Here is a 19,223-nt window from a genome sequence, read left to right as displayed (position 1 = left end):
ATTATAAAGAAGTTAGTTATGAATAAAATCATGGATCACACTGATTTATATGTGATGTGTGTAAATCATGAATAAAAAGCGCTATAAAATCATTCATAAATTGGTTGAGATGGTTGAAGAGGCAACTTTTATTTGATTAAAGACCCGATCATTGATTTTAGATTCTGTTCAGCTATAAAAAACACGCCTACAGGCGTGTTTTTTATTTCTCGCTTTGTTTTAGAGTGCAGTACGAATGTGTTCACATGCAGCCAAGTCAGCATATAAGGCATGTACTTGCTCAAGCTCATCAAAACGCAATTGCGCAGTAATCGAGTGATATTTTCCAGTGCGAGATGGTTGCACTTTGAGTGAATCGCCATCAAATTCTGGAAAATGTTTTTGCAAGATGTCAATCACAGCAGTACGAAGCTCATCTCCCGCATTACCAATCAATTTGATTGGATAATCCATTGGAAAAACCCAAAGATGTTCTTGTAATTCGCGAGAAGGAGTACGGTCTAACATAACATTCTCCATATGAAATGCCTGCGAAAATGCAGGCATTGTTGTATGTATTTGAATATTAAATGGGGACAGTCACTCAAATTTCAAGTGACTGCTCATTGATTCAAATTAGTCATTTTCAAGGAACGAACGCAAGTGCTCAGAACGTGAAGGATGACGTAATTTGCGCAGCGCTTTTGCCTCAATCTGACGAATACGCTCACGGGTAACGTCAAATTGTTTACCCACTTCTTCCAAAGTATGATCGGTTGGCATATCAATACCAAAACGCATTTTTAAGACTTTGGCTTCACGTTCAGTCAGATTTTCCAGCACTTCACGAGTGGCTTCTTTCAAGCCTTCTGAAGTCGCTGCATCCACTGGTGAAGTGATGTTTGAGTCTTCAATGAAATCACCCAAATGCGAATCTTCATCATCACCAATTGGTGTTTCCATCGAAATTGGCTCTTTGGCAATTTTCAACACTTTACGAACTTTGACTTCGTCCATTTCCAGACGTTCGCCTAATTCTTCTGGTGTCGGTTCACGGCCCATTTCTTGTAATAACTGACGTGATACACGATTGATTTTGTTAATGGTTTCAATCATGTGGACAGGAATACGAATGGTACGCGCCTGATCCGCAATCGAACGGGTAATCGCCTGACGAATCCACCATGTTGCATAAGTTGAGAACTTATAACCACGACGGTATTCAAACTTATCCACTGCTTTCATCAAGCCGATGTTACCTTCCTGAATCAAATCAAGGAACTGTAAACCACGGTTGGTATATTTCTTGGCAATCGAAATCACCAGACGCAAATTAGCTTCCACCATTTCTTTTTTGGCACGACGAGCTTTCGCTTCACCAACTGCCATGCGTTTGGAAATATCTTTGATCTCACGGACATGAAGATCGAGATCTTTTTCGATATCGGCAATTTTTTGCTGGAATGCCAAGACATCAGGACGAACTTTTTCTAAGTACGAACGCATTTCAGCAGGGGCTTTTGCAATCTGTTCATCGAACCATGCTGGATTAGATTCCTGACCAGGAAAGCTGGTACGGAACTGATTACGATCCATACGACCACGACGCACTGCATAACGCATGATTTCACGTTCGTTGGCACGGATTTGTTCGTGTGTACCGCGGATCATTTCTGAAATAATATCAAATAGACGTGGCGTAAATTTGAACATCATAAACACAGATGCAAGTGATTCTAAAGCTTCATTGGCTTGTTCACTGCTACGGCCATGTTGTTCAATCACCGCTTTGGTGTTATTCCACGCAGCTTCTAATTCTTCAAAACGAACTTTCGCAACTTCTGGGTCTGGACCAGATTCACCTTCAGAATCATCATCACCTTCAGATTCTTCTTCTTCGTCATCATCATCCAGTTTCACCTCTTTAGTGGTCTTAGATGAAGATTCTTCGTCTTCCTCCAGTTCAGCTTCTTCTTCAAGCACTTCTGGAATGTCTTCATCGGTTTCAGGATCGAGATAACCTGAAAGAATATCGGCAAGACGACGTTCACCAGTTAAAAAGTCATTATATTCTTGTAATACAACTTCAACAGCATTTGGCCAATAAGCGATTGAGTGCAACACATCGCGGATACCTTCCTCGATACGTTTTGCAATGCTGATTTCACCTTCACGAGTCAGGAGCTCAACTGTTCCCATCTCACGCATGTACATACGCACCGGGTCAGTCGTACGCCCAGGCTCACTTTCAACCGATGCCAATACCGCAGCCGCTTCTTCTTCTGCAACTTCATCAGCAGCTTCAGTGGATTCGCCAAACATTGCATCATCAGATTCAGGCGCACGTTCATGCACAGGAATACCAACGTCCTGAAGCATCTGAATGATGTCTTCAATCTGTTCGCTTTCGGTTATTGAGTCTGGGAGATGATCGTTGACCTCAGCGTAGGTTAAGTAACCTTGTTCTTTGCCTCGGCTAATCAGAGCCGCTACTTGGGAAGTAGGGGAATGCATATCGCTCATCTTTGCTTACTCTTCGTTGAATCTGTGGCAGTAAAAAACCGTGCATGATAGCACAATTCGCTCTAAATGTTTTCGATTTGATCGCTTACATCTGAATTAAAAAATATATTTGATTTCACAGCTATTTTTTGAATATTGGGTTGGAATTGTTTTTTTCAAGTTATGTCATCCTAAATTTTTCATCAAGAATTATCGATAGACGTTAGCAAGAGTTTTATCAATATACAAATTTTTTGATGAAAAAAGATACAAATAATCCGCTAAAGTCGAAAAAAATAAAAAAAACTTGACATGCCCGATTAGGCAAGATAAATAGCGCCTAGACCTATTCACATTTTTTCACTACGAGGTAGTTTTAGTGTCTTCTACAGATTTTGAATTAGATGATAGCTACGGTGATGATGATGATGTTAGTTTTGATGAAGCATCAGGCAAAATCAGTGCAAAAGAGTCATTGGAAAAGCGACGTTTAATTGATGATCTTTTGGCACAACGTCGTTTAGAGCGTGAGTTAAAAGACTTTGATTATGACTTTGATGACGATGATCTGGATGACGAAGACTAATACAATCAGACACCGCATAGCGAACTGAAAATGTTATGCTATATGCTATTTATTGATAACACTGGATAAACAATGAGTACCTTGGATTTAGATCAATTAAGTGATTATCTTGATGGTGACCAAAATGAACATGGTCTGGATTTTGCGGCCACTCATGGTTTTCTGTGTGCGATTGCAGTTGGCCCGCAGTTTGATCGCTGGTTAGATGAGTTATTTGAAAGCAATCAGAAAAAAGTTCCTGCTGCGATTATTGAACAAATTAAACTTTGGCTAGATTCGATTCGTCAAAACTTGGCCAATGAAGAAGGGATTGAGTTTCCTTTTGAAATTGAAGAAGCAGACGTGGATTCAAGTTTAGGCGACTGGAGCGTCGGTTTTGTCGATGCAATGTTCCTAAATGAAGAAGCATGGTTTGCACCAGAATATGAAGAACAATTAGTTGATTTGACTTTGCCAATCATGGTGTTTAGTGGCATTGATGAGGAAGACCCACAAATGGAATCTTTCCGTCGTAATGGTCAGTTAATGGACGAATTGGCCGAAGAAATCCCAGATAATTTAAATGAATTGTATCTGATGTATCACACGCCTAATTAAATGTTCACTTTACGAAGCGAAGCAAAGCAATAATAAAAACACCTCAAACTGAGGTGTTTTTTATGCTTATATTTTCGTGCGAAGTAACCAGACTTTACTGCGAGGATGATCTCCTTTATTTTTTTGCGCATCCACATATTGTTCTGTTAAACATTTGATGTCATAAACATGATGATAAAGCTGATGAATCTCGGCAGATTCAACGGAAAACGGAGGCCCTTCAAAGCTGCCCTGATCATATTCATAACTAATCAGAAATTGAGGTGCCACCTGACTGATCTGAATCAGGTGTTGTGCATATTGTTGTCTCATTTCATAAGGCAAGGCAATCAGCGCAGCACGATCATAAATCGCGTCGACTTGTCCCAATTGTTTGTGAGTCAGATCAAAAAAGTCACCGATGAAAATATCGATTTGTGGATGTGAATAATGAATCAAATTATTTTGTTCTGACATTTCAAAATCAAATCCAAAATCTGTGCTGAGTTGTTCAATTAAAGCAACCACTGCAATTTGGCTGAGTTCAACTGCAATCACACGAAAGCCTTGTTGGAGCAACCAACGAATATCGAGTGTTTTACCACTTAAAGGCACAAAAACACGTGAATTAGGCTTTAAATTTAATCCATTAAAATATGAAACCATGAGCGGACTTGGCATAAATTGGTGAAATCCGATTCGATTTTCCTGCCAGCGCTGGTGCCAAAATTCGTGTTGCATAGTTACCTCGGTTTAATTTTATAAAATTTACGATAGAGCCACCATGCACAAAAGCATAAGGTAATCGCTAAAATGATATAGCCAACGCGGTGCATAATCGTAAACATCAGTTCTTGATTTTCACCAAAATAAAAACCGATGCAGGCTAAAAATGTGGTCCAGATAATGGTACCTAAACTGCTATACAGCATGAACTTGCTAAAAGGCATTTGACTCATGCCGGCAGGAATACTAATTAAAGAGCGAACCGCAGGAATCATTCGCCCCCAAAACACGATACGATGTCCATATCGTTCAAACCAATTCAGCGCTTTCTCTAAATCTTTTGAGTGAATAAATAAGTATCTCCCGTAACGATCGACCCATCTAAACAGTGCTTTTTTTGGGATTTTACGACCAATGGCATACAAAACGGCAGCAGCCAATATCGACCCTATACTGCCTGCAATAATCACCCCGACGATCTGAAGCTGCCCACGAGATGCAGTATAGCCCGCGCTCGGCATAATCACTTCTGAGGGGATGGGAGGAAAAACATTATCCAGAAACATCAAAAAAGCGATGCCGAAATAGCCCAGACTCTCAATGATCTGGATGATCCAATTGTCCATAAATATATATTGGTAAATACATTGATATTAAAGATTAAGTCTCTGTTTTTAAATCTTTCTTATGTAAATAAGCGTATGTAATTTTTTCTATACATTTCCCTACATAATCAGGCATGTAACTTAAAGCAGCATCGCTTAGGATGGAATGATGATAATAAAAGGATCAGGCTATGCAACTTGGCATTACCATGTTCGGAGATTCGCGTTTTGATTTGGCGACCAATCAAATTCAGTCTCCTGAAATTCGGATGAAAGAAATTATTGAAGAAATTAAATTGATGGATGAGGTGGGGCTCGATTATTTTGGCATTGGTGAACATCATCGGGCGGATTATGTGGTTGCAGCGCCCGAAATTATTTTGGCGGCAGCAGCAACTCAAACCCAACATATTATTTTGGCAAGTTCAGTTTCGGTGATCAGTTCTGCTGATCCTGTAAAGCTCTTTCAGGATTTTGCCATGATTGATCTGTTATCTGATGGACGTGCCGAAATTATGGCTGGACGTGGCTCATTTACCGAATCATTTCCCTTGTTCGGTTATGACCTCGATCAATACAATGAAATTTTTGAAGAAAAACTCGATTTATTATTAAAAATTAATGCGAATGATCCGATTACTTGGAAAGGTAAATTTCGTCCAGAACTCAACAATCAGGAAATTTATCCACGGCCCAAACATGGAAAATTACCGATTTGGATCGCTGTCGGAGGCACCCCGCAGTCTGTCGAACGTGCTGCACGTTTAGGTTTACCTGTCATGTTTGCGATTATTGGTGGTCATTATCATAACTTCAAGGCTTTATTTGATTATTACCGACAAGCGTATCAGGCCTATGGTCACGATATGCAGAATTTTCAGGTCGGCGTACACATGCATGCTTTTTTTGTCGATGATAGCCAGCAACTCATGAACATTCATTATCCCACTTACGCCGCACAAATGAATCGTGTAGGCGCGACACGCGGTTGGCCCAGTTATAAACCCAAACAATACGAGCAGGGACGTAGTCAGGCAGGTCACCTGATCGTAGGTGATACAGCCTATGCGGTGGATAAGATTATTGAAGTCATTGAGACTTTTGGGCTGACTCGATTTGCGGCTCATCTAGATACTGGAGCGATGGAGCATCAGCATATGATGCGCGCTATTGAAATTTATGGAACAAAAATAGCACCAGAAGTGAGAAAAGCGGTGAATAAATCCGTTTGAAAAAGGATGCATCATCAACAAAAAAGTGAGGCAGGGACATGACACCGATCAAAATTAGGCAAGCGACTCAGCAAGACAAAGACTGGATGATTGAGCTATACCACCATAATTCAAAACAACAGCTTCATCAAAATGGACGAAATCTGGATGCGGGTTTTGTACAGGACAATCCACATTTTAATCAATTAACGCAACACTGGATTGAGCTATCGGCTATTTCTGTGGCTGAAATAGAAGAGCAAGCTGCTGGTTTTTTAGTGATACAACGTGAAATTGAGTCTGAAAGCCCAGAGATTTTGGCGTATATCCAAGAACATGCCAATATTTTAATTTTACAGGAAACCCCTTTGGCAGATTTACGCTATGCAGCTTATGGTCCGATTTTGGTCGATGATCAGTTTCGTGGCAAAGGCGTTGCCAAAACCTTACATGATCAAGCCTTAAAAGAACTAAAAGCTCAAGGATTCGATGCCATTGTGGCTTTTATTGATGCGGATAATCCTATTTCGCTTAAAATTCATGATGCTTTGGGCATGCAAGTTTTAGATAAAGTGGTTTTGGCTTCGGGACAATTTTTTATCTTAGGGCAAATGGCGTAAAACCATAAAAAAGCCGAAATACGAATTTCGGCTTAAATCTATTCGTGAATGCATAGAAATCTTAAAGGCGTTTACGTTTTGCTGCGGCAATTTGTGACTGACGCATACGAAAACCTTCTTTTTGTTTCTCAGAAGTTTTGTCGATACAGTACACGCATGACACGCCATGTTCATAACTTGGTAAAGCTGATTCTTCAGGGGTTAAAGGCCAGCCACAGGCATGACATTTGATATTCTGACCTTCTTCCACGCCATGTGTCACCGCAGTACGACCATCAAATACAAAACATTCGCCTTCCCATAAACTTTCATCGGCAGGTGTTTCTTCCAGATATTTTAAAATACCGCCTTTGAGATGATAAACCTCGTTAAAACCTTCTTGCAAAAGTAAAGAAGTTGATTTTTCACAGCGAATTCCGCCCGTACAAAACATGGCAATTTTTTTGTCTTTGTGCTGTTCCAGATTTTGTCTGACATATTCTGGAAATTCACGAAAAGTTTCAGTTTTTGGATCAATCGCGCCTTTAAATGTTCCCGCTTTATATTCATAATCATTACGGGTATCGACTAAGATCACATCGTCACGGCTAATCAGTTCGTTCCATTCTTTGGGATCAAGATAATGGCCGACTAAATCACGTGGTTTGACCTCAACACCCAAGGTCACAATTTCTTGTTTAAGTTTGATCTTCATTTTACGAAACGGTTTTTCAGAGCTTAGTGACTCTTTGTATTCCATCGCCTGAAAACCTTCATTCAATAAAAACTGACGAATCGTATCGATGGCCTGACGATCACCCGCAACCGTACCGTTAATTCCCTCACTTGCAACGATTAGAGTTCCACATAGATTAATGGTTTTGACTAGATCCAGAAGACGTTGCTGTAAATCGGCAGCATCATTAACTTCTTTAAATTGATATAGCGCGGCAACAACCCAATCAGTGGTCGCTTGCTGTTCTACAGGTGCAAGCTGTTCTACAGTAGCGTTCATGGAAAACTCCAAAAGATGAGAGAAAAATTCTGGCGCGTATTTTAGCGCGAAATATAGAATTAGGCGAGAAAGTAATACATTTCATAGGGATTATTTCAAAATCTAAAAAAGTATTTAGCTCATCATAAAATCTTTCTGATTACAGTGAGATATCAGCGGTGTGAAGATATACATCAAATAACTGTCGTATTTCTATTCAAAATACCAAGTATTGTGGTTAAAATTTCATTGCATACAAGATATAGTATAAGCAGATGACCTAGAATAAACGAAGCTCCATTTGATTGGGGCTTTACGCAGAGAGACAAATTTTGAGTAATGATCGCCGCATCCCCACAATAACCCCATGTGCAGGACGTTGTTCGACCACGTTCGGGGACAACGTATGTCGTGGCTGTCGGCGTTTTAATCATGAAATTATTCGTTGGAATACCTTCACTCCCGAACAGCAGCTGACGATATGGAAACGCTTGGATTCGCAATTGGATCAAATTTTGATTCCGATGTTGCCAAATGCCAATTTAATTGTGGTGATACAATTTTTAGAGTTAAAGCGTGTTCGTGTACTTGAACATGCTACAACTGGACGTAAGCTTTATCATGCACTGAAATTATGTGAAAAAAATAAGCATCTGGCTGATGAAAGTGGACTAGTAATTACGAGTGATCAGGTTAAACCGTTATGGCTGGAGTTTGAAAGACGAATTCTGTCATTAGCACAGGCCAGTTATGATTTTGCATGGTTACGTGCAGACGGGATGCGGACTCATTTTTTGAAAATAGTTGAAGAGTCCTAAAAAGCCCCTAATAAGGGGCTTGAAGTCTTAAATATGATGTTCCATTCGATATTGAACTAACTCTTCAATGGTAATCACGGTGAGGTGATGGGTTTGAGCATAAGCTAAAACCTGAATACCTGCTGCCATTGTCCCGTCTGGATTCGTAAGTTCACACAACACACCTGCTGGTTTTAAACCTGCTATTCGAGCTAGATCAATAGTTGCTTCAGTATGCCCCCGACGTGTTAAAACGCCACCATTACGCGCACGTAAAGGAAATACATGGCCAGGACGATTGAGGTCACTGGCAACAGCTCCATCTTTAATCGCGGTATGAATTGTAGTGACGCGATCCTGTGCAGATACACCCGTAGTTACGCTTTGAGCCGCTTCAATCGTCACAGTAAATGCAGTATGAAACTGACTTGAGTTATTTTGTACCATTGGCGGTAAGTCTAAATGGTCGGCAAGCTGTTCCGTTAAGCAAAAACAGACAATTCCAGAACCATCACGGATCATGCGTGCCATGGTGTCTACATTTAATGTTTCTGCGGCAATGATCAGATCTGCTTCATTTTCGCGGTCAAAATCGTCCATCACCAAAACAGGTTTGCCTTGACGTATATCTTCTAAGGCTTGTTGAATTCTTTGTTCGGCAGGGGATAGAGCTGAAAAGAAAATTTCAGGTTGAATTAAACTAGACATGTGAAATGCTCTCGTAAAGTTACGGTTAAACATTTCAGGACTGATGCAGAAATAGGGTCGTGACAATAGAACAGAAATGTTCTACTGTGAAACGTCGTCTTCTTTCATCCGGACTATACCGTCGGCTTTGGATTTGCACCAAATCTGCGTTTGACCAGATACAGCCAAGCGCTCGCGGGCTTACTCATGTTGAGTTTACCGCCGGTGGGGAATTACGCCCCGCCCTGAAGCGATGTTCAATAATTATAGTCTTTTTCAACTAAAAAACGAGTACTTTTTTAGAACAATAGGTTCAAAGCTTATTTCAAATAGGCATAAAAAAGCCCGCAAATGCGAGCTTTTTATTCATTTCTAATTTTTAAGCCACTTGCACTGGGATACAGTTTGCAGTGTGATTTACAGTGTTATCTGGATTCGCATAAACTAAACGTGGTTTATGGGCATTTGCTTCGGCTTCAGTAAAGTCCCCAAATGTTGCAATAATCACAAGATCACCCACATCAGCCTGATGTGCTGCGCCGCCATTGACTGAAATAATACCCGAATTGTCTTCACCACGAATCGCATAAGTCGCAAAACGTTTACCGTTGGTGACGTTCCAGACATGAATTTCTTCGTATTCGCGAATTCCTGCTAAATCCATTAATACGCCGTCAATTGCACAAGAACCTTCGTAGTGAAGTTCGGCATGCGTAACCACTGCACGGTGAATTTTGCATTTTAATAAACGAGATAGCATGGCTAGCGTCTCCTGAGTTGACCTAAGCGTATGATCTTATGGTTGAAACCTAATCTGACTTTTTGAGTCGGCATTTGCATGCGCATTTTGCTCTTAAAAGATGCGTATGGCAAGCAGCAATATTCGACAAATCATATTAATTGGGTTTATAGGCGTTGATTTGATTCATTGCCTGTGAAATTTGTCCATCGACCATCAATTTCACTTTGCTTAATGCATGATGAATTGCATCATCCATCAATTGTTGTTCATCTTTAGGGGCTTTACCCAGTACATGTCCTGAAACACGTTCTTTCGAACCAGGATGACCAATACCAATGCGTAAGCGATGGAAATTTGAACCAATATGCGGAACAATGTCACGCAGACCATTGTGACCACCATGACCACCACCACTTTTTAGGCGAATGACACCAGGATTCATATCCAATTCGTCATGAGCAATTAAAATGGATTCGGGGGCAATTTGATAGAATTTGGCAAAGGGAACAACACTTTGACCAGAGCGGTTCATGAATGTGGTTGGAATCAATAGACGGACATCATGTCCTTGTATTGTACCACGCCCAGTATAACCGTTAAATTTTGGATCTTTTTTGAGGGTAATACCATATTGATCTGCAAGTTGTTCAACAAACCAGAAACCTGCATTATGGCGGGTTTGAGCATATTCCGCACCGGGATTGCCCAAACCAACAATTAGCGAAATATTTGACACTAATTTACGCTCAACACAACTTACGCGCGTTTAAAGTCTGCGTGCATTGGTGTGTTTTTAGCAGGATGACGTTGCAACGCTTGGATTTTAACGTTTTCAACTTTGTCACCAATTTTGATTTCAACAACTTCTTCAAAGAATGAATTGTTTTCTAACGCTTTAACAAGTTCACGAAGTTCTAAAGTGACTGTTACAGGCTCTGCATTACCACCATAGATGATAGCAGGAATTAATGCTTCACGACGAAGGCGGCGGCTCGCACCTTTCCCTTGTTTGTCGTCAGCACGCGCTTGAGCGTTTAATACGAAATTTGCCATGAGTAAATCCTCATTAAGGTTTAAATAAACTAAACTTGCGACCAGTTTAGTGATAGAAAACCCCAGCCAAAGCTAGGGTTTAGAAAAAAAAGCTGCGCTATTATAGATAACTATCGAACATTGCGCTAATAGATTCTTCGTTATTAATACGACGAATTGTTTCAGCAACCATGCCCGCAACTGAGACTTGACGAATCTTGCCTAAGTTCTGCGCTTCTACAGAAAGAGGAATGGTATCTGTCACAACCAGTTCATCAATCACAGAATTTGTAAGGTTTTCAATCGCTTTACCTGAAAGAACAGGGTGAGTGGCGTATGCAATCACACGGCGCGCACCAAATTGCTTAAGTGCATCGGCTGCTTTACACAATGTACCTGCTGTATCGACCATGTCATCAACAATGACGCAATCACGGTCTTTTACATCACCAATCAAATGCATCACTTGCGATTCATTGGCTTTTTGACGACGTTTATCGATAATTGCTAAGTCAATGTCACCCATTTGCTTGGCTACGGCGCGCGCACGAACAACACCACCAACATCTGGCGAAACGACCATTAAGTTGTGATGCTGTTGTTGACGTAAGTCAGCAAGCAATGCAGGAGTACCATAAATGTTATCGACAGGAATATCAAAGAAGCCCTGAATTTGGTCAGCATGTAAGTCAATCATTACCACACGGTCAATGCCAACTGTAGTTAACATATCTGCAACTACTTTTGCAGTAATGGGTACACGCGTTGAACGTGGACGACGGTCTTGACGAGCATAACCAAAATATGGAATCACAGCCGTAATACGTCCCGCACTGGCACGACGCAAGGCATCTGCCATCACCAGAATTTCCATCAGGTTATCGTTGGTGGGTGCACAGGTAGGCTGAACAATGAAAACGTCTTTGCCACGCACATTTTCAGTAATTTCGACAGTGATTTCACCATCAGAAAATTTACCTACAGCAGCGGCTCCCAGAGGGATGTGCAAATGACTAACGACTTTTTGAGCAAATTGTGGATGAGCAGTTCCACTAAAAACGACAAGATTGGGCATGAAGCACCTGAGCGAGGATTACGTGAAGCAACGCTTCACCCGAGCGCAAGGGAAAAAAGCATGATTTTCCAAAGGGGTAAAGCAATGCTTTGCCCGAGCGCAAAAGAAAAATGTTTCATTTTTCTAACGGGTAGTTTAAGGAACAATCTGTTATATGGCAGGGGCGGCTGGATTCGAACCAACGGATGCCGAGATCAAAACCCGGTGCCTTACCACTTGGCGACGCCCCTAATGCGGCAGAACTTTAATATTTTTACCTGTTTATGTCAAGAAAATTCAACAAAAAACAAAGTAAAAACCAGTCTGACTTTCATGATGTAAATGGCAGGGGCGGCTGGATTCGAACCAACGGATGCCGAGATCAAAACCCGGTGCCTTACCACTTGGCGACGCCCCTAATGTGAAATCTGTAATGGCAGGGGCGGCTGGATTCGAACCAACGGATGCCGAGATCAAAACCCGGTGCCTTACCACTTGGCGACGCCCCTAATACAGAAATCTCAGATGTAATTGGCAGGGGCGGCTGGATTCGAACCAACGGATGCCGAGATCAAAACCCGGTGCCTTACCACTTGGCGACGCCCCTATCTTCAAAGTTGAAAATCATAGAGTGGAGATTGTTTTAAACTATTCACCACATAAGCTTTACATGGCGCATTTTCAACAATTTCAGCAATATTCATTTCAGCATTGATATCAGTAAAAACACAAGCACCTGTTCCTGTAAGCTTTGCCTGACCAAATTGATCTAAATAATGCATTGCTTCATCAACCTGTGGATATAGACTTCTAGCGATAGGCTCAAAGTTATTTCCAAAGCTGGATGGCTTTAACTGATAGGCGCAAAATGTAGTAGGCTTGGAATCTCTTGTCAATGTTTTTTGCGAAAAAAGTAATTGAGTGCTGATAAAACAGTCAGGTTTTAAAATGATGTATTGTTTTTGAGCTAAGTCTATGAATGATAAATGTTCACCGACACCTTCTGCCCATGCATTTTGACCATGCACAAACACAGGAACGTCAGCGCCCAACTGTAATCCAAGCTCTGCCAGTTGCTGAATATTGAGACCACATTGCCAGAGTTGATTGAGCACGATCAGCGTTGTGGCAGCGTTGGATGAACCTCCACCTAGCCCTGCACCCATCGGGATATTTTTCTCGATTTCAATCTTTAGGCCGCATAATTTTTGGGCATAAGGTTTTAATATTTCTGCGGCACGATAAATTAAATTATTTTTCAGATCGACTTGTTCAAGCCCTGCGATTTCTATGGCTGAATCATCATTTGGATAAAAGTTCATCCAGTCATATAAATCAATCAACTCAAAAATGCTTTGCAATTCATGATAACCATCTGCGCGACGACCTGTGATATGCAAAAACAAATTAAGTTTGGCAGGAGAGGGAACCCGAATCATTATCTTCACTTGACTTAACGATTTTGAATGACCATTGTAATACGGTTTTCTTTATTATCTTCAAGTGGCTGCTTTAAAATAAGTTTATTCGGTAATTTTTGCTCTGCATCATAGCTGAGATCAACATTCCAATCATCTTCTTGGATATGGTTTATTCGACCATTGGCATCTTGAGTGGTTTGAGCCTGTGTAGTTGCAGGTCTGGCTTGTACCCAACTAATAATGTGGGTAATCGGAGCTTGCCATCCTGTTGCACGTTCAAGTAACTCTTCTGGAGAGGATGCTGTAATAAGTCCCGTTTTTGCACTATTCAGAGTAACTTTGCCATTTTTTCCCTGAATTTGAGTTTTACCCATCCCCAAAATGCCAGTTAATTCGATATCAAAGTTTTGCTGTTGTTGTGCCCACGTAAAAAAAGCGCTGCCTGTTTGTTGTGGGGTTCGTACGCCAATTTTACCTTGTAGGTTAAATTGATTTTCGCTTTCTTGAGTGCTCTTTGGTAGTTGTGGTTGGGTAAAATGCTGACAACCTGTTAAAAACAACGCGCTGGAACAACAAAGTGCAATACAGGTTTGAGAAAGCGTATTCATAAATTAACTCTTTTTGGTACTTAACGGTAAGATTAATCCATCAAGCTGTTGTAATTGTGGATCATTTGCATGCTTTTGTTTCAGCTGTTGTAACACTTGAGTGTATTTGTCCAGATCACCTTGCATGTACAAGGCTTTGGCAAATCGAACTCCGATATTGACGTTCTGACTTAAGTTATATGCTTTCCCCAATGAATCAGCCGCGGCAGGAAAATCATTTTGTAAAAAGGCAATATAGCCCAGCGTATCCAATATTGAAGCTTGTTCAGGTGCATATTCCAGTGCAAGTTCAGCGTATTCTCTGGCTTCGTTCAGTCGGCGATTTTGCAAGGCAAGGGTATAGGCATAGGCATTTAAATAGGTCGGGCTATTGGGTTCAATCTGTAATAATTGCTTTAATGCCCGATCAAGTTTATCCCGATCCATATTCGGATCGAGCATCAGCACTTCGGCGTAGATCAGTTCAGGGTCATCTGTAATGCTTTTGATCGCTTCATCTAATAGGCGAATGGCTGCTTTTTTATTGCCCATTTTTCTGAGAATTTCAGCCTGAGCCTGATATAAAAAACTGGCATGTTGTGGGTAATTGACGCGTTCTTGAGTGAGAAAGCGTAAACCATCATTTAGGTTATTTTGTTTTTCAAAAATGGCAATCATATTGCGACGTGAAACGACATAGAGGCTACCATCGACCAGCCGATAATAGGCTTTTGCTGTTTCAAAATGCTGTTTGCGTTCAGCATTCACAGCCAGATAATAATAGGCTTCATTTTGATATTTGGCTGAATAGCGTAAATCGACCAGATATTGCTCGGCTTTTTCGTATTGTTTTAAATCAATGCTGGTTAAGCCTGCAATAAATTTGGCTTCTTCTGCATCTGGCCAGTCTTTAATAATGCTTTGTAGTTTTTCCAGTGCCAGTTCTGGTTCATTGTTTTTGACTAAAAAACGTGCTTCAGCCAAACGAACCTCCAGATTATCCTTGTGACGTCTGCTTGATTTTGCATACCACTGTTGAGCGCCTTCCAGATCATTTAAGCCAATCAATAAATTGGCTTTCATTAAAATAAAACCTGTGACTTTGGGGCGTTTTCGCAATGCTCGATTAATGGTCGTAAGCGCCTGATCGAGTTCGCCATTTTGTGCTTGTAATCCTGCGATCAAAGCCAACACCGAAGGGTTATTTTTCTCTTTACTAAAATTCAGAATATTGAGTAAGTCAGCACGATCGGCAGCTGACTCGGGTGAAATGCCCGCGACAATTTGTTCCAAATCCGCATTAGGATCGATATTTAAAATTTTATCCAGTGTATCTGCTGCAAGCTTGTATTCATGTGCTTTTAAGGCAATATGGGCCAGATAAAACAGTGCGGGAACATCTTCTGGCTCTTGTACCACCCAATGCGTGGCAATATCCAGTGCCGCTTTCATGTCATTATATTCGAGTGCAATATCCAAAGCCCGTTGTTTAATGGCGGGTGAATTGCTCTTAATGGCTAAAACGGTGTAGTTATGGATTGCGGTTGGAATGTCGTCATAAGCCAGTGCAAACTCAGCAATCATACTTTGCTTAAGTGCTTCTGTATTGGGTTGAATTGGATAAAAATCAGTCACAGCACGTACATGCGCTGATGATGCCATGCTTCCTAACAGTAAGAATGTGGTAGAATATTGTCTAATCGACGTACCATTAATTCGGCAATTCATTTGACGCAATTTTAGTAATCCATTTTTCCGTAATCTAAGTATGCTTTTTATGACACCGTTATTGCACAATAGCATAAATTTAGCGAAATGATGATCTGATATGTCCTTCTTTGCATTGGGTGTCAATCATCAAACAGCTTCCGTAGAGTTGAGAGAACAAATCGCTTTTAATGCAGAGCGATTGAGTGCTTTGCTTGCCGAGCAGCGAGATCATCACCATTTAAATGATATGGTGGTGGTCTCGACCTGTAATCGTACTGAAGTGTACGCCATCGCAGATAATGCGGACATGGTACTAGACTGGCTTGCCCAATCAAATGATATTGAAGTAAAACAATTACTTCATCATGTTTATCGTTACGAAAATGCGCAAGCGGTTACACATCTGATGCGGGTGGCCAGTGGGCTTGATTCACTCATGCTCGGTGAGCCACAAATCTTAGGACAAGTCAAAAGTGCGCTGAATTTGTCTAAAGAAGCGCACACCATTTCACCTAGTCTAAATCGAATTTTTGAATATGCGTTTTATGCTGCCAAGCGGGTGCGTACAGAGACCGCGGTGGGTAGTCATGCGGTGTCGATGGGCTATGCCGTTGCCCAATTGGCTTTGCAAGTATTTAGTCATCCTGAACAGTTGACCGTGATGGTGGTTGCTGCTGGTGAAATGAATAGTCTGGTGGCTAAGCATTTGGCAGAAATGGGAGTTGCGAAAATTATTATTTGTAATCGGAGTCGTGAACGTGCTGAAAACCTATCACAGGAAATTGCTCAGCAGGTTGATGTCGAGATTATAGAATTTAATCAGTTAGCAGATCATTTGCATCGCGCAGATGTCGTGTCGAGTTGTACGGGTAGTTTGCATCAAGTCATTCATTATAAAGATGTCCGTGCTGCGCTGAAAAAACGTCGTTACAAACAGATGCTCATGGTGGACTTGGCTGTACCACGTGATATCGATCCGAAAGTTGAAAGTCTGGATGGCGTTTATCTGTATGGTGTCGATGACCTGCAAAGTGTGATTGATGAAAATCTGGCACAACGTCGTCAGGCAGCAGTTGAAGCTGAAGTGATGGTCAATCAGTTGGCGACTCAACTGGTCACACAGCAAAAAATTCAGCAGGCAGGGAGCACCATACAAGCGTATCGTGAGCATGGCGAGGCACAACGTCGGTCAGAGCTTGCACTTGCGCTTGAAGCCTTAAAAACAGGGCAAAATCCAGAAGATGTGTTAAAAAACTTTGCACATCGTTTAACGCAAAAAATGCTGCATCCGACTTCAATTTTATTGCGTGAAGCGGCGCAAAATGAAAGTCCTGATTATTTTGAATGGATACAGAATGAATTGGCTGACGTGTTTGCCAAAGAACGAAAGCCTAAAAAATAATCTATTAATATCGCTAAGATAATAATCTTAAACCAATCTGCTTGGTGAGTTCATTGAGCTGTTGACGTAAGTTACGCGATTCCAATAGAGAGATCGGTGCTTTTAATTTTTGCCGCAAGTATTTCTCTTGTAATCCTAAAGAATATTCTTTGGCAAGTTTATCCGCAATTTCGGGAGCTTGTGTCAGGCTTTCGATATTGGTTCTTTGCATGATGTCTGCAATTTCATGACAATAGGCACTGCATGCGCCCAGCACATAATAAGTTGCCAATTCTTGATCATCGGGTAATTCATCAAAAATACGATCGAAAATAGCCAAAGTTTTGCCAAGCAACTCATTGGAATCGATGACTGCGCGGAGGGCCTCAAAGTGAATATATAAATAAGGATGGTGCATCAAAATCGCCAGTGCAAAATCTTCATCTTTGGTTTGAATATTAAAAGACAAAGATGCATCATGGCTGATTTGTGGCGTCCATTTGCGCCCTAAACCTAACTTTTCTCTAAATGACTGGGTAAGCAAATAGCGAAACGAGCCATGTTTAGGTAATAACTCAGTCAGTGCTTTCAGTTCGCCCATCACCAGACTTTTACCTTCTGGACTGGAAATGTCGTGCTGTCCTGTTAAATGCGCAAAGACAAAGTCAGACAATAACGGAGCCTGATCCAGTAGACGATTAAAACTTTCTAAGCCTTCACGACGAATCAATGAGTCTGGATCGTGTTCATGGGGCAATACAAAAAATTTAAGTTCACGTCCATCATTTAATAAAGGAAGTGCAATTTCCAGCGTGCGTCGAGCGGCTTTTTGACCTGCGGCATCTCCATCAAAGGCAATGGTAATCCGCGGATTTTGCTTAAATAAGGTCGTGAGATGATCTGCATTACTGGCAGTTCCAAGTGTCGCAACAGCACCATAAACGCCATATTGTTGTAAGGCGATGACATCCATATAACCTTCAACCATCAACCAGTCATGGGCTTTGAGTTTTCGTCCTTCATAGAGTCCATAGAGCAATTGATTTTTATGAAAAATATCGGAGTCTGGTGAATTGATATATTTGGGTTTGATTTCATCATTCAGCGCACGGCCGCCAAAACCCACTACACGACCCTTTTGATCACGAATCGGGAAAATCACCCGTTCACGCAATAAATCAAAATCCCGTCCGTTATCACTGGAACGAATTAAGCCGACTTTTTTTAGACCGTCAATATCCTGTGGAAATGCTTTTTCCAGATGTTGCCAATCTTCAGGTGCATAACCTAACCGCCAGAACTGAATGGTTTCAGTTGTTAATCCACGTTGCTTAAAATAGCTCTGTGCTTTTTTACTGTGAGGAAGTTGTCGTTCATAAAACTGCGCTACATTTTCAAGTAAGTCGTATAAATTTCCTTCTTGCGGGATATCCTCAAAAGGAGAAAGGGTGCTATCAAACTGTGCAAAAGGATCATCTAAATAGACAGGCATTGCCAGATTTGCCGCGTCGGCAAAAGCCTGATTGGGATCTTGGTCTTGCTGTGTAATTGCTGGTGATGTGACTTCTGGTGCAGCAATCGCTTTGGGCTCAAGTTTTTGTGGTGTGCGTTTATAAGACAGTTTTTTATTATCAAAATTATCTTTGGGTAATTCGATTCCTGCTTTGCTAGAAAGCTCCTGCATAACATCGATAAAATTACGGCTATCAATATCCATTAAAAAGCGAATCGCATTGCCATTGGCCTGACAGCCAAAGCAGTGGTAATAGCCTTTGTCACGATAGACGTGGAAAGAAGGGGTTTTTTCCTGATGAAATGGGCAACAGCCCGAATAGCTTCGTCCAGTTTTCTTAAGCTTTACCCGCTGACCAATCAGTTCGACCAGATCTGTACGATCCAGAATTTGATCAATCGTATGTTGTGGAATCGCCATAATAAAATTACCGTGTCTGGACGAAAAATATTGCTGTCATTGAGACCACTTTACATGATGCAGTCTAATGGTGATGATTTCAATGCGCTCAAAATGAAAAA

The 19,223-nt window shown here is 41.2% G+C and carries 20 protein-coding genes, 4 tRNA genes and 1 riboswitch; of the genes, 6 read left to right on the top strand and 18 right to left on the bottom strand.

Going from position 1 to position 19,223, the window contains the following annotated elements; genetic code table 11:
* Positions 1-219 precede the first annotated feature (219 nt).
* Together EGS47_RS03435 and rpoD are read right to left on the bottom strand one after the other, a co-directional pair.
* Positions 220-507, bottom strand: coding sequence for a YbeD family protein (locus EGS47_RS03435; protein ID WP_004990660.1), 288 nt, complete (start codon positions 505-507; stop codon positions 220-222).
* Positions 508-615: 108 nt separating this feature from the next.
* The gene (gene rpoD, locus EGS47_RS03430; protein ID WP_004990659.1) at positions 616-2,502 is read right to left on the bottom strand and encodes an RNA polymerase sigma factor RpoD; all 1,887 of its coding nucleotides are present in this window, start codon (positions 2,500-2,502) and stop codon (positions 616-618) included.
* A 358-nt stretch (positions 2,503-2,860) separates the two neighbouring features.
* On the opposite strand from rpoD, the gene EGS47_RS03425 reads away from it, so the two are divergent.
* Together EGS47_RS03425 and EGS47_RS03420 are read left to right on the top strand one after the other, a co-directional pair.
* Complete coding sequence (locus EGS47_RS03425) at positions 2,861-3,067, top strand: PA3496 family putative envelope integrity protein (protein WP_004990657.1); 207 nt, start codon at positions 2,861-2,863, stop codon at positions 3,065-3,067.
* Positions 3,068-3,139: 72 nt separating this feature from the next.
* Positions 3,140-3,664, top strand: coding sequence for a YecA family protein (locus EGS47_RS03420; RefSeq protein WP_004990656.1), 525 nt, complete (start codon positions 3,140-3,142; stop codon positions 3,662-3,664).
* A 66-nt stretch (positions 3,665-3,730) separates the two neighbouring features.
* Here the strand turns inward: EGS47_RS03420 and tmpT are convergent, their stop codons facing one another.
* Entirely contained in the window at positions 3,731-4,384 is a 654-nt protein-coding gene (tmpT, locus tag EGS47_RS03415) for a thiopurine S-methyltransferase (protein ID WP_005003045.1), read from the bottom strand.
* A 2-nt stretch (positions 4,385-4,386) separates the two neighbouring features.
* Complete coding sequence (locus EGS47_RS03410; protein ID WP_125269185.1) at positions 4,387-4,995, bottom strand: DedA family protein; 609 nt, start codon at positions 4,993-4,995, stop codon at positions 4,387-4,389.
* Positions 4,996-5,165: 170 nt separating this feature from the next.
* On the opposite strand from EGS47_RS03410, the gene EGS47_RS03405 reads away from it, so the two are divergent.
* Positions 5,166-6,206 (top strand): Atu2307/SP_0267 family LLM class monooxygenase, encoded by a 1,041-nt coding sequence (locus tag EGS47_RS03405; protein WP_005003049.1) that lies wholly within the window; start codon positions 5,166-5,168, stop codon positions 6,204-6,206.
* Positions 6,207-6,244: 38 nt separating this feature from the next.
* Positions 6,245-6,805, top strand: a complete 561-nt coding sequence (locus EGS47_RS03400; RefSeq protein WP_005003051.1) for a GNAT family N-acetyltransferase — start codon at positions 6,245-6,247, stop codon at positions 6,803-6,805.
* 61 nt (positions 6,806-6,866) lie between these two features.
* On the opposite strand, the gene EGS47_RS03395 is transcribed toward EGS47_RS03400, so the two are convergent.
* Entirely contained in the window at positions 6,867-7,799 is a 933-nt protein-coding gene (locus EGS47_RS03395) for a rhodanese-related sulfurtransferase (RefSeq protein ID WP_005003053.1), read from the bottom strand.
* Positions 7,800-8,110: 311 nt separating this feature from the next.
* Between EGS47_RS03395 and EGS47_RS03390 the strand changes: the two genes are divergently transcribed.
* Positions 8,111-8,596, top strand: coding sequence for a DUF1289 domain-containing protein (locus tag EGS47_RS03390; protein ID WP_005003055.1), 486 nt, complete (start codon positions 8,111-8,113; stop codon positions 8,594-8,596).
* A gap of 27 nt (positions 8,597-8,623) precedes the next feature.
* Here the strand turns inward: EGS47_RS03390 and ribB are convergent, their stop codons facing one another.
* From ribB to EGS47_RS03330, 12 genes are all read right to left on the bottom strand, one after another.
* A complete protein-coding gene (ribB, locus tag EGS47_RS03385; protein WP_125269184.1) occupies positions 8,624-9,283 on the bottom strand; it encodes a 3,4-dihydroxy-2-butanone-4-phosphate synthase in 660 nt (219 codons plus the stop codon).
* A 92-nt stretch (positions 9,284-9,375) separates the two neighbouring features.
* Positions 9,376-9,518, bottom strand: a riboswitch (FMN riboswitch).
* 123 nt (positions 9,519-9,641) lie between these two features.
* Entirely contained in the window at positions 9,642-10,022 is a 381-nt protein-coding gene (gene panD, locus EGS47_RS03380) for an aspartate 1-decarboxylase (RefSeq protein ID WP_004990637.1), read from the bottom strand.
* A 136-nt stretch (positions 10,023-10,158) separates the two neighbouring features.
* Positions 10,159-10,740, bottom strand: coding sequence for an aminoacyl-tRNA hydrolase (gene pth, locus EGS47_RS03375; protein ID WP_004996304.1), 582 nt, complete (start codon positions 10,738-10,740; stop codon positions 10,159-10,161).
* 20 nt (positions 10,741-10,760) lie between these two features.
* A complete protein-coding gene (gene rplY, locus EGS47_RS03370) occupies positions 10,761-11,057 on the bottom strand; it encodes a 50S ribosomal protein L25 (protein ID WP_004990631.1) in 297 nt (98 codons plus the stop codon).
* 100 nt (positions 11,058-11,157) lie between these two features.
* Positions 11,158-12,111: a ribose-phosphate pyrophosphokinase gene (locus EGS47_RS03365; protein WP_004990629.1), complete on the bottom strand. Its 954-nt coding sequence runs from the start codon at positions 12,109-12,111 to the stop codon at positions 11,158-11,160.
* A gap of 155 nt (positions 12,112-12,266) precedes the next feature.
* Positions 12,267-12,341 (bottom strand) — tRNA-Gln (locus tag EGS47_RS03360).
* 92 nt (positions 12,342-12,433) lie between these two features.
* A tRNA-Gln gene (locus EGS47_RS03355) sits at positions 12,434-12,508 on the bottom strand.
* A gap of 16 nt (positions 12,509-12,524) precedes the next feature.
* A tRNA-Gln gene (locus tag EGS47_RS03350) sits at positions 12,525-12,599 on the bottom strand.
* Positions 12,600-12,622: 23 nt separating this feature from the next.
* Positions 12,623-12,697: transfer RNA gene (locus EGS47_RS03345), tRNA-Gln, on the bottom strand.
* A gap of 4 nt (positions 12,698-12,701) precedes the next feature.
* Positions 12,702-13,529, bottom strand: coding sequence for a 4-(cytidine 5'-diphospho)-2-C-methyl-D-erythritol kinase (gene ispE / locus EGS47_RS03340; RefSeq protein ID WP_005003061.1), 828 nt, complete (start codon positions 13,527-13,529; stop codon positions 12,702-12,704).
* Between the two features lie 14 nt (positions 13,530-13,543).
* Entirely contained in the window at positions 13,544-14,119 is a 576-nt protein-coding gene (gene lolB, locus EGS47_RS03335) for a lipoprotein insertase outer membrane protein LolB (RefSeq protein WP_125269183.1), read from the bottom strand.
* 3 nt (positions 14,120-14,122) lie between these two features.
* The gene (locus EGS47_RS03330; protein WP_080633051.1) at positions 14,123-15,826 is read right to left on the bottom strand and encodes a tetratricopeptide repeat protein; all 1,704 of its coding nucleotides are present in this window, start codon (positions 15,824-15,826) and stop codon (positions 14,123-14,125) included.
* 100 nt (positions 15,827-15,926) lie between these two features.
* On the opposite strand from EGS47_RS03330, the gene hemA reads away from it, so the two are divergent.
* Positions 15,927-17,210, top strand: a complete 1,284-nt coding sequence (gene hemA / locus EGS47_RS03325; protein WP_004990620.1) for a glutamyl-tRNA reductase — start codon at positions 15,927-15,929, stop codon at positions 17,208-17,210.
* Positions 17,211-17,223: 13 nt separating this feature from the next.
* On the opposite strand, the gene EGS47_RS03320 is transcribed toward hemA, so the two are convergent.
* On the bottom strand, positions 17,224-19,122 hold the full coding sequence (locus EGS47_RS03320; RefSeq protein WP_004990618.1) for a DNA primase: 1,899 nt from the start codon (positions 19,120-19,122) through the stop codon (positions 17,224-17,226).
* Between the last annotated feature and the right edge of the window lie 101 nt (positions 19,123-19,223).

Origin of the sequence: Acinetobacter sp. FDAARGOS_515 (assembly GCF_003938865.1) — a bacterium.
Lineage (GTDB): Bacteria > Pseudomonadota > Gammaproteobacteria > Pseudomonadales > Moraxellaceae > Acinetobacter > Acinetobacter ursingii.
This window is presented reverse-complemented; position numbering and strand designations above follow the sequence as displayed.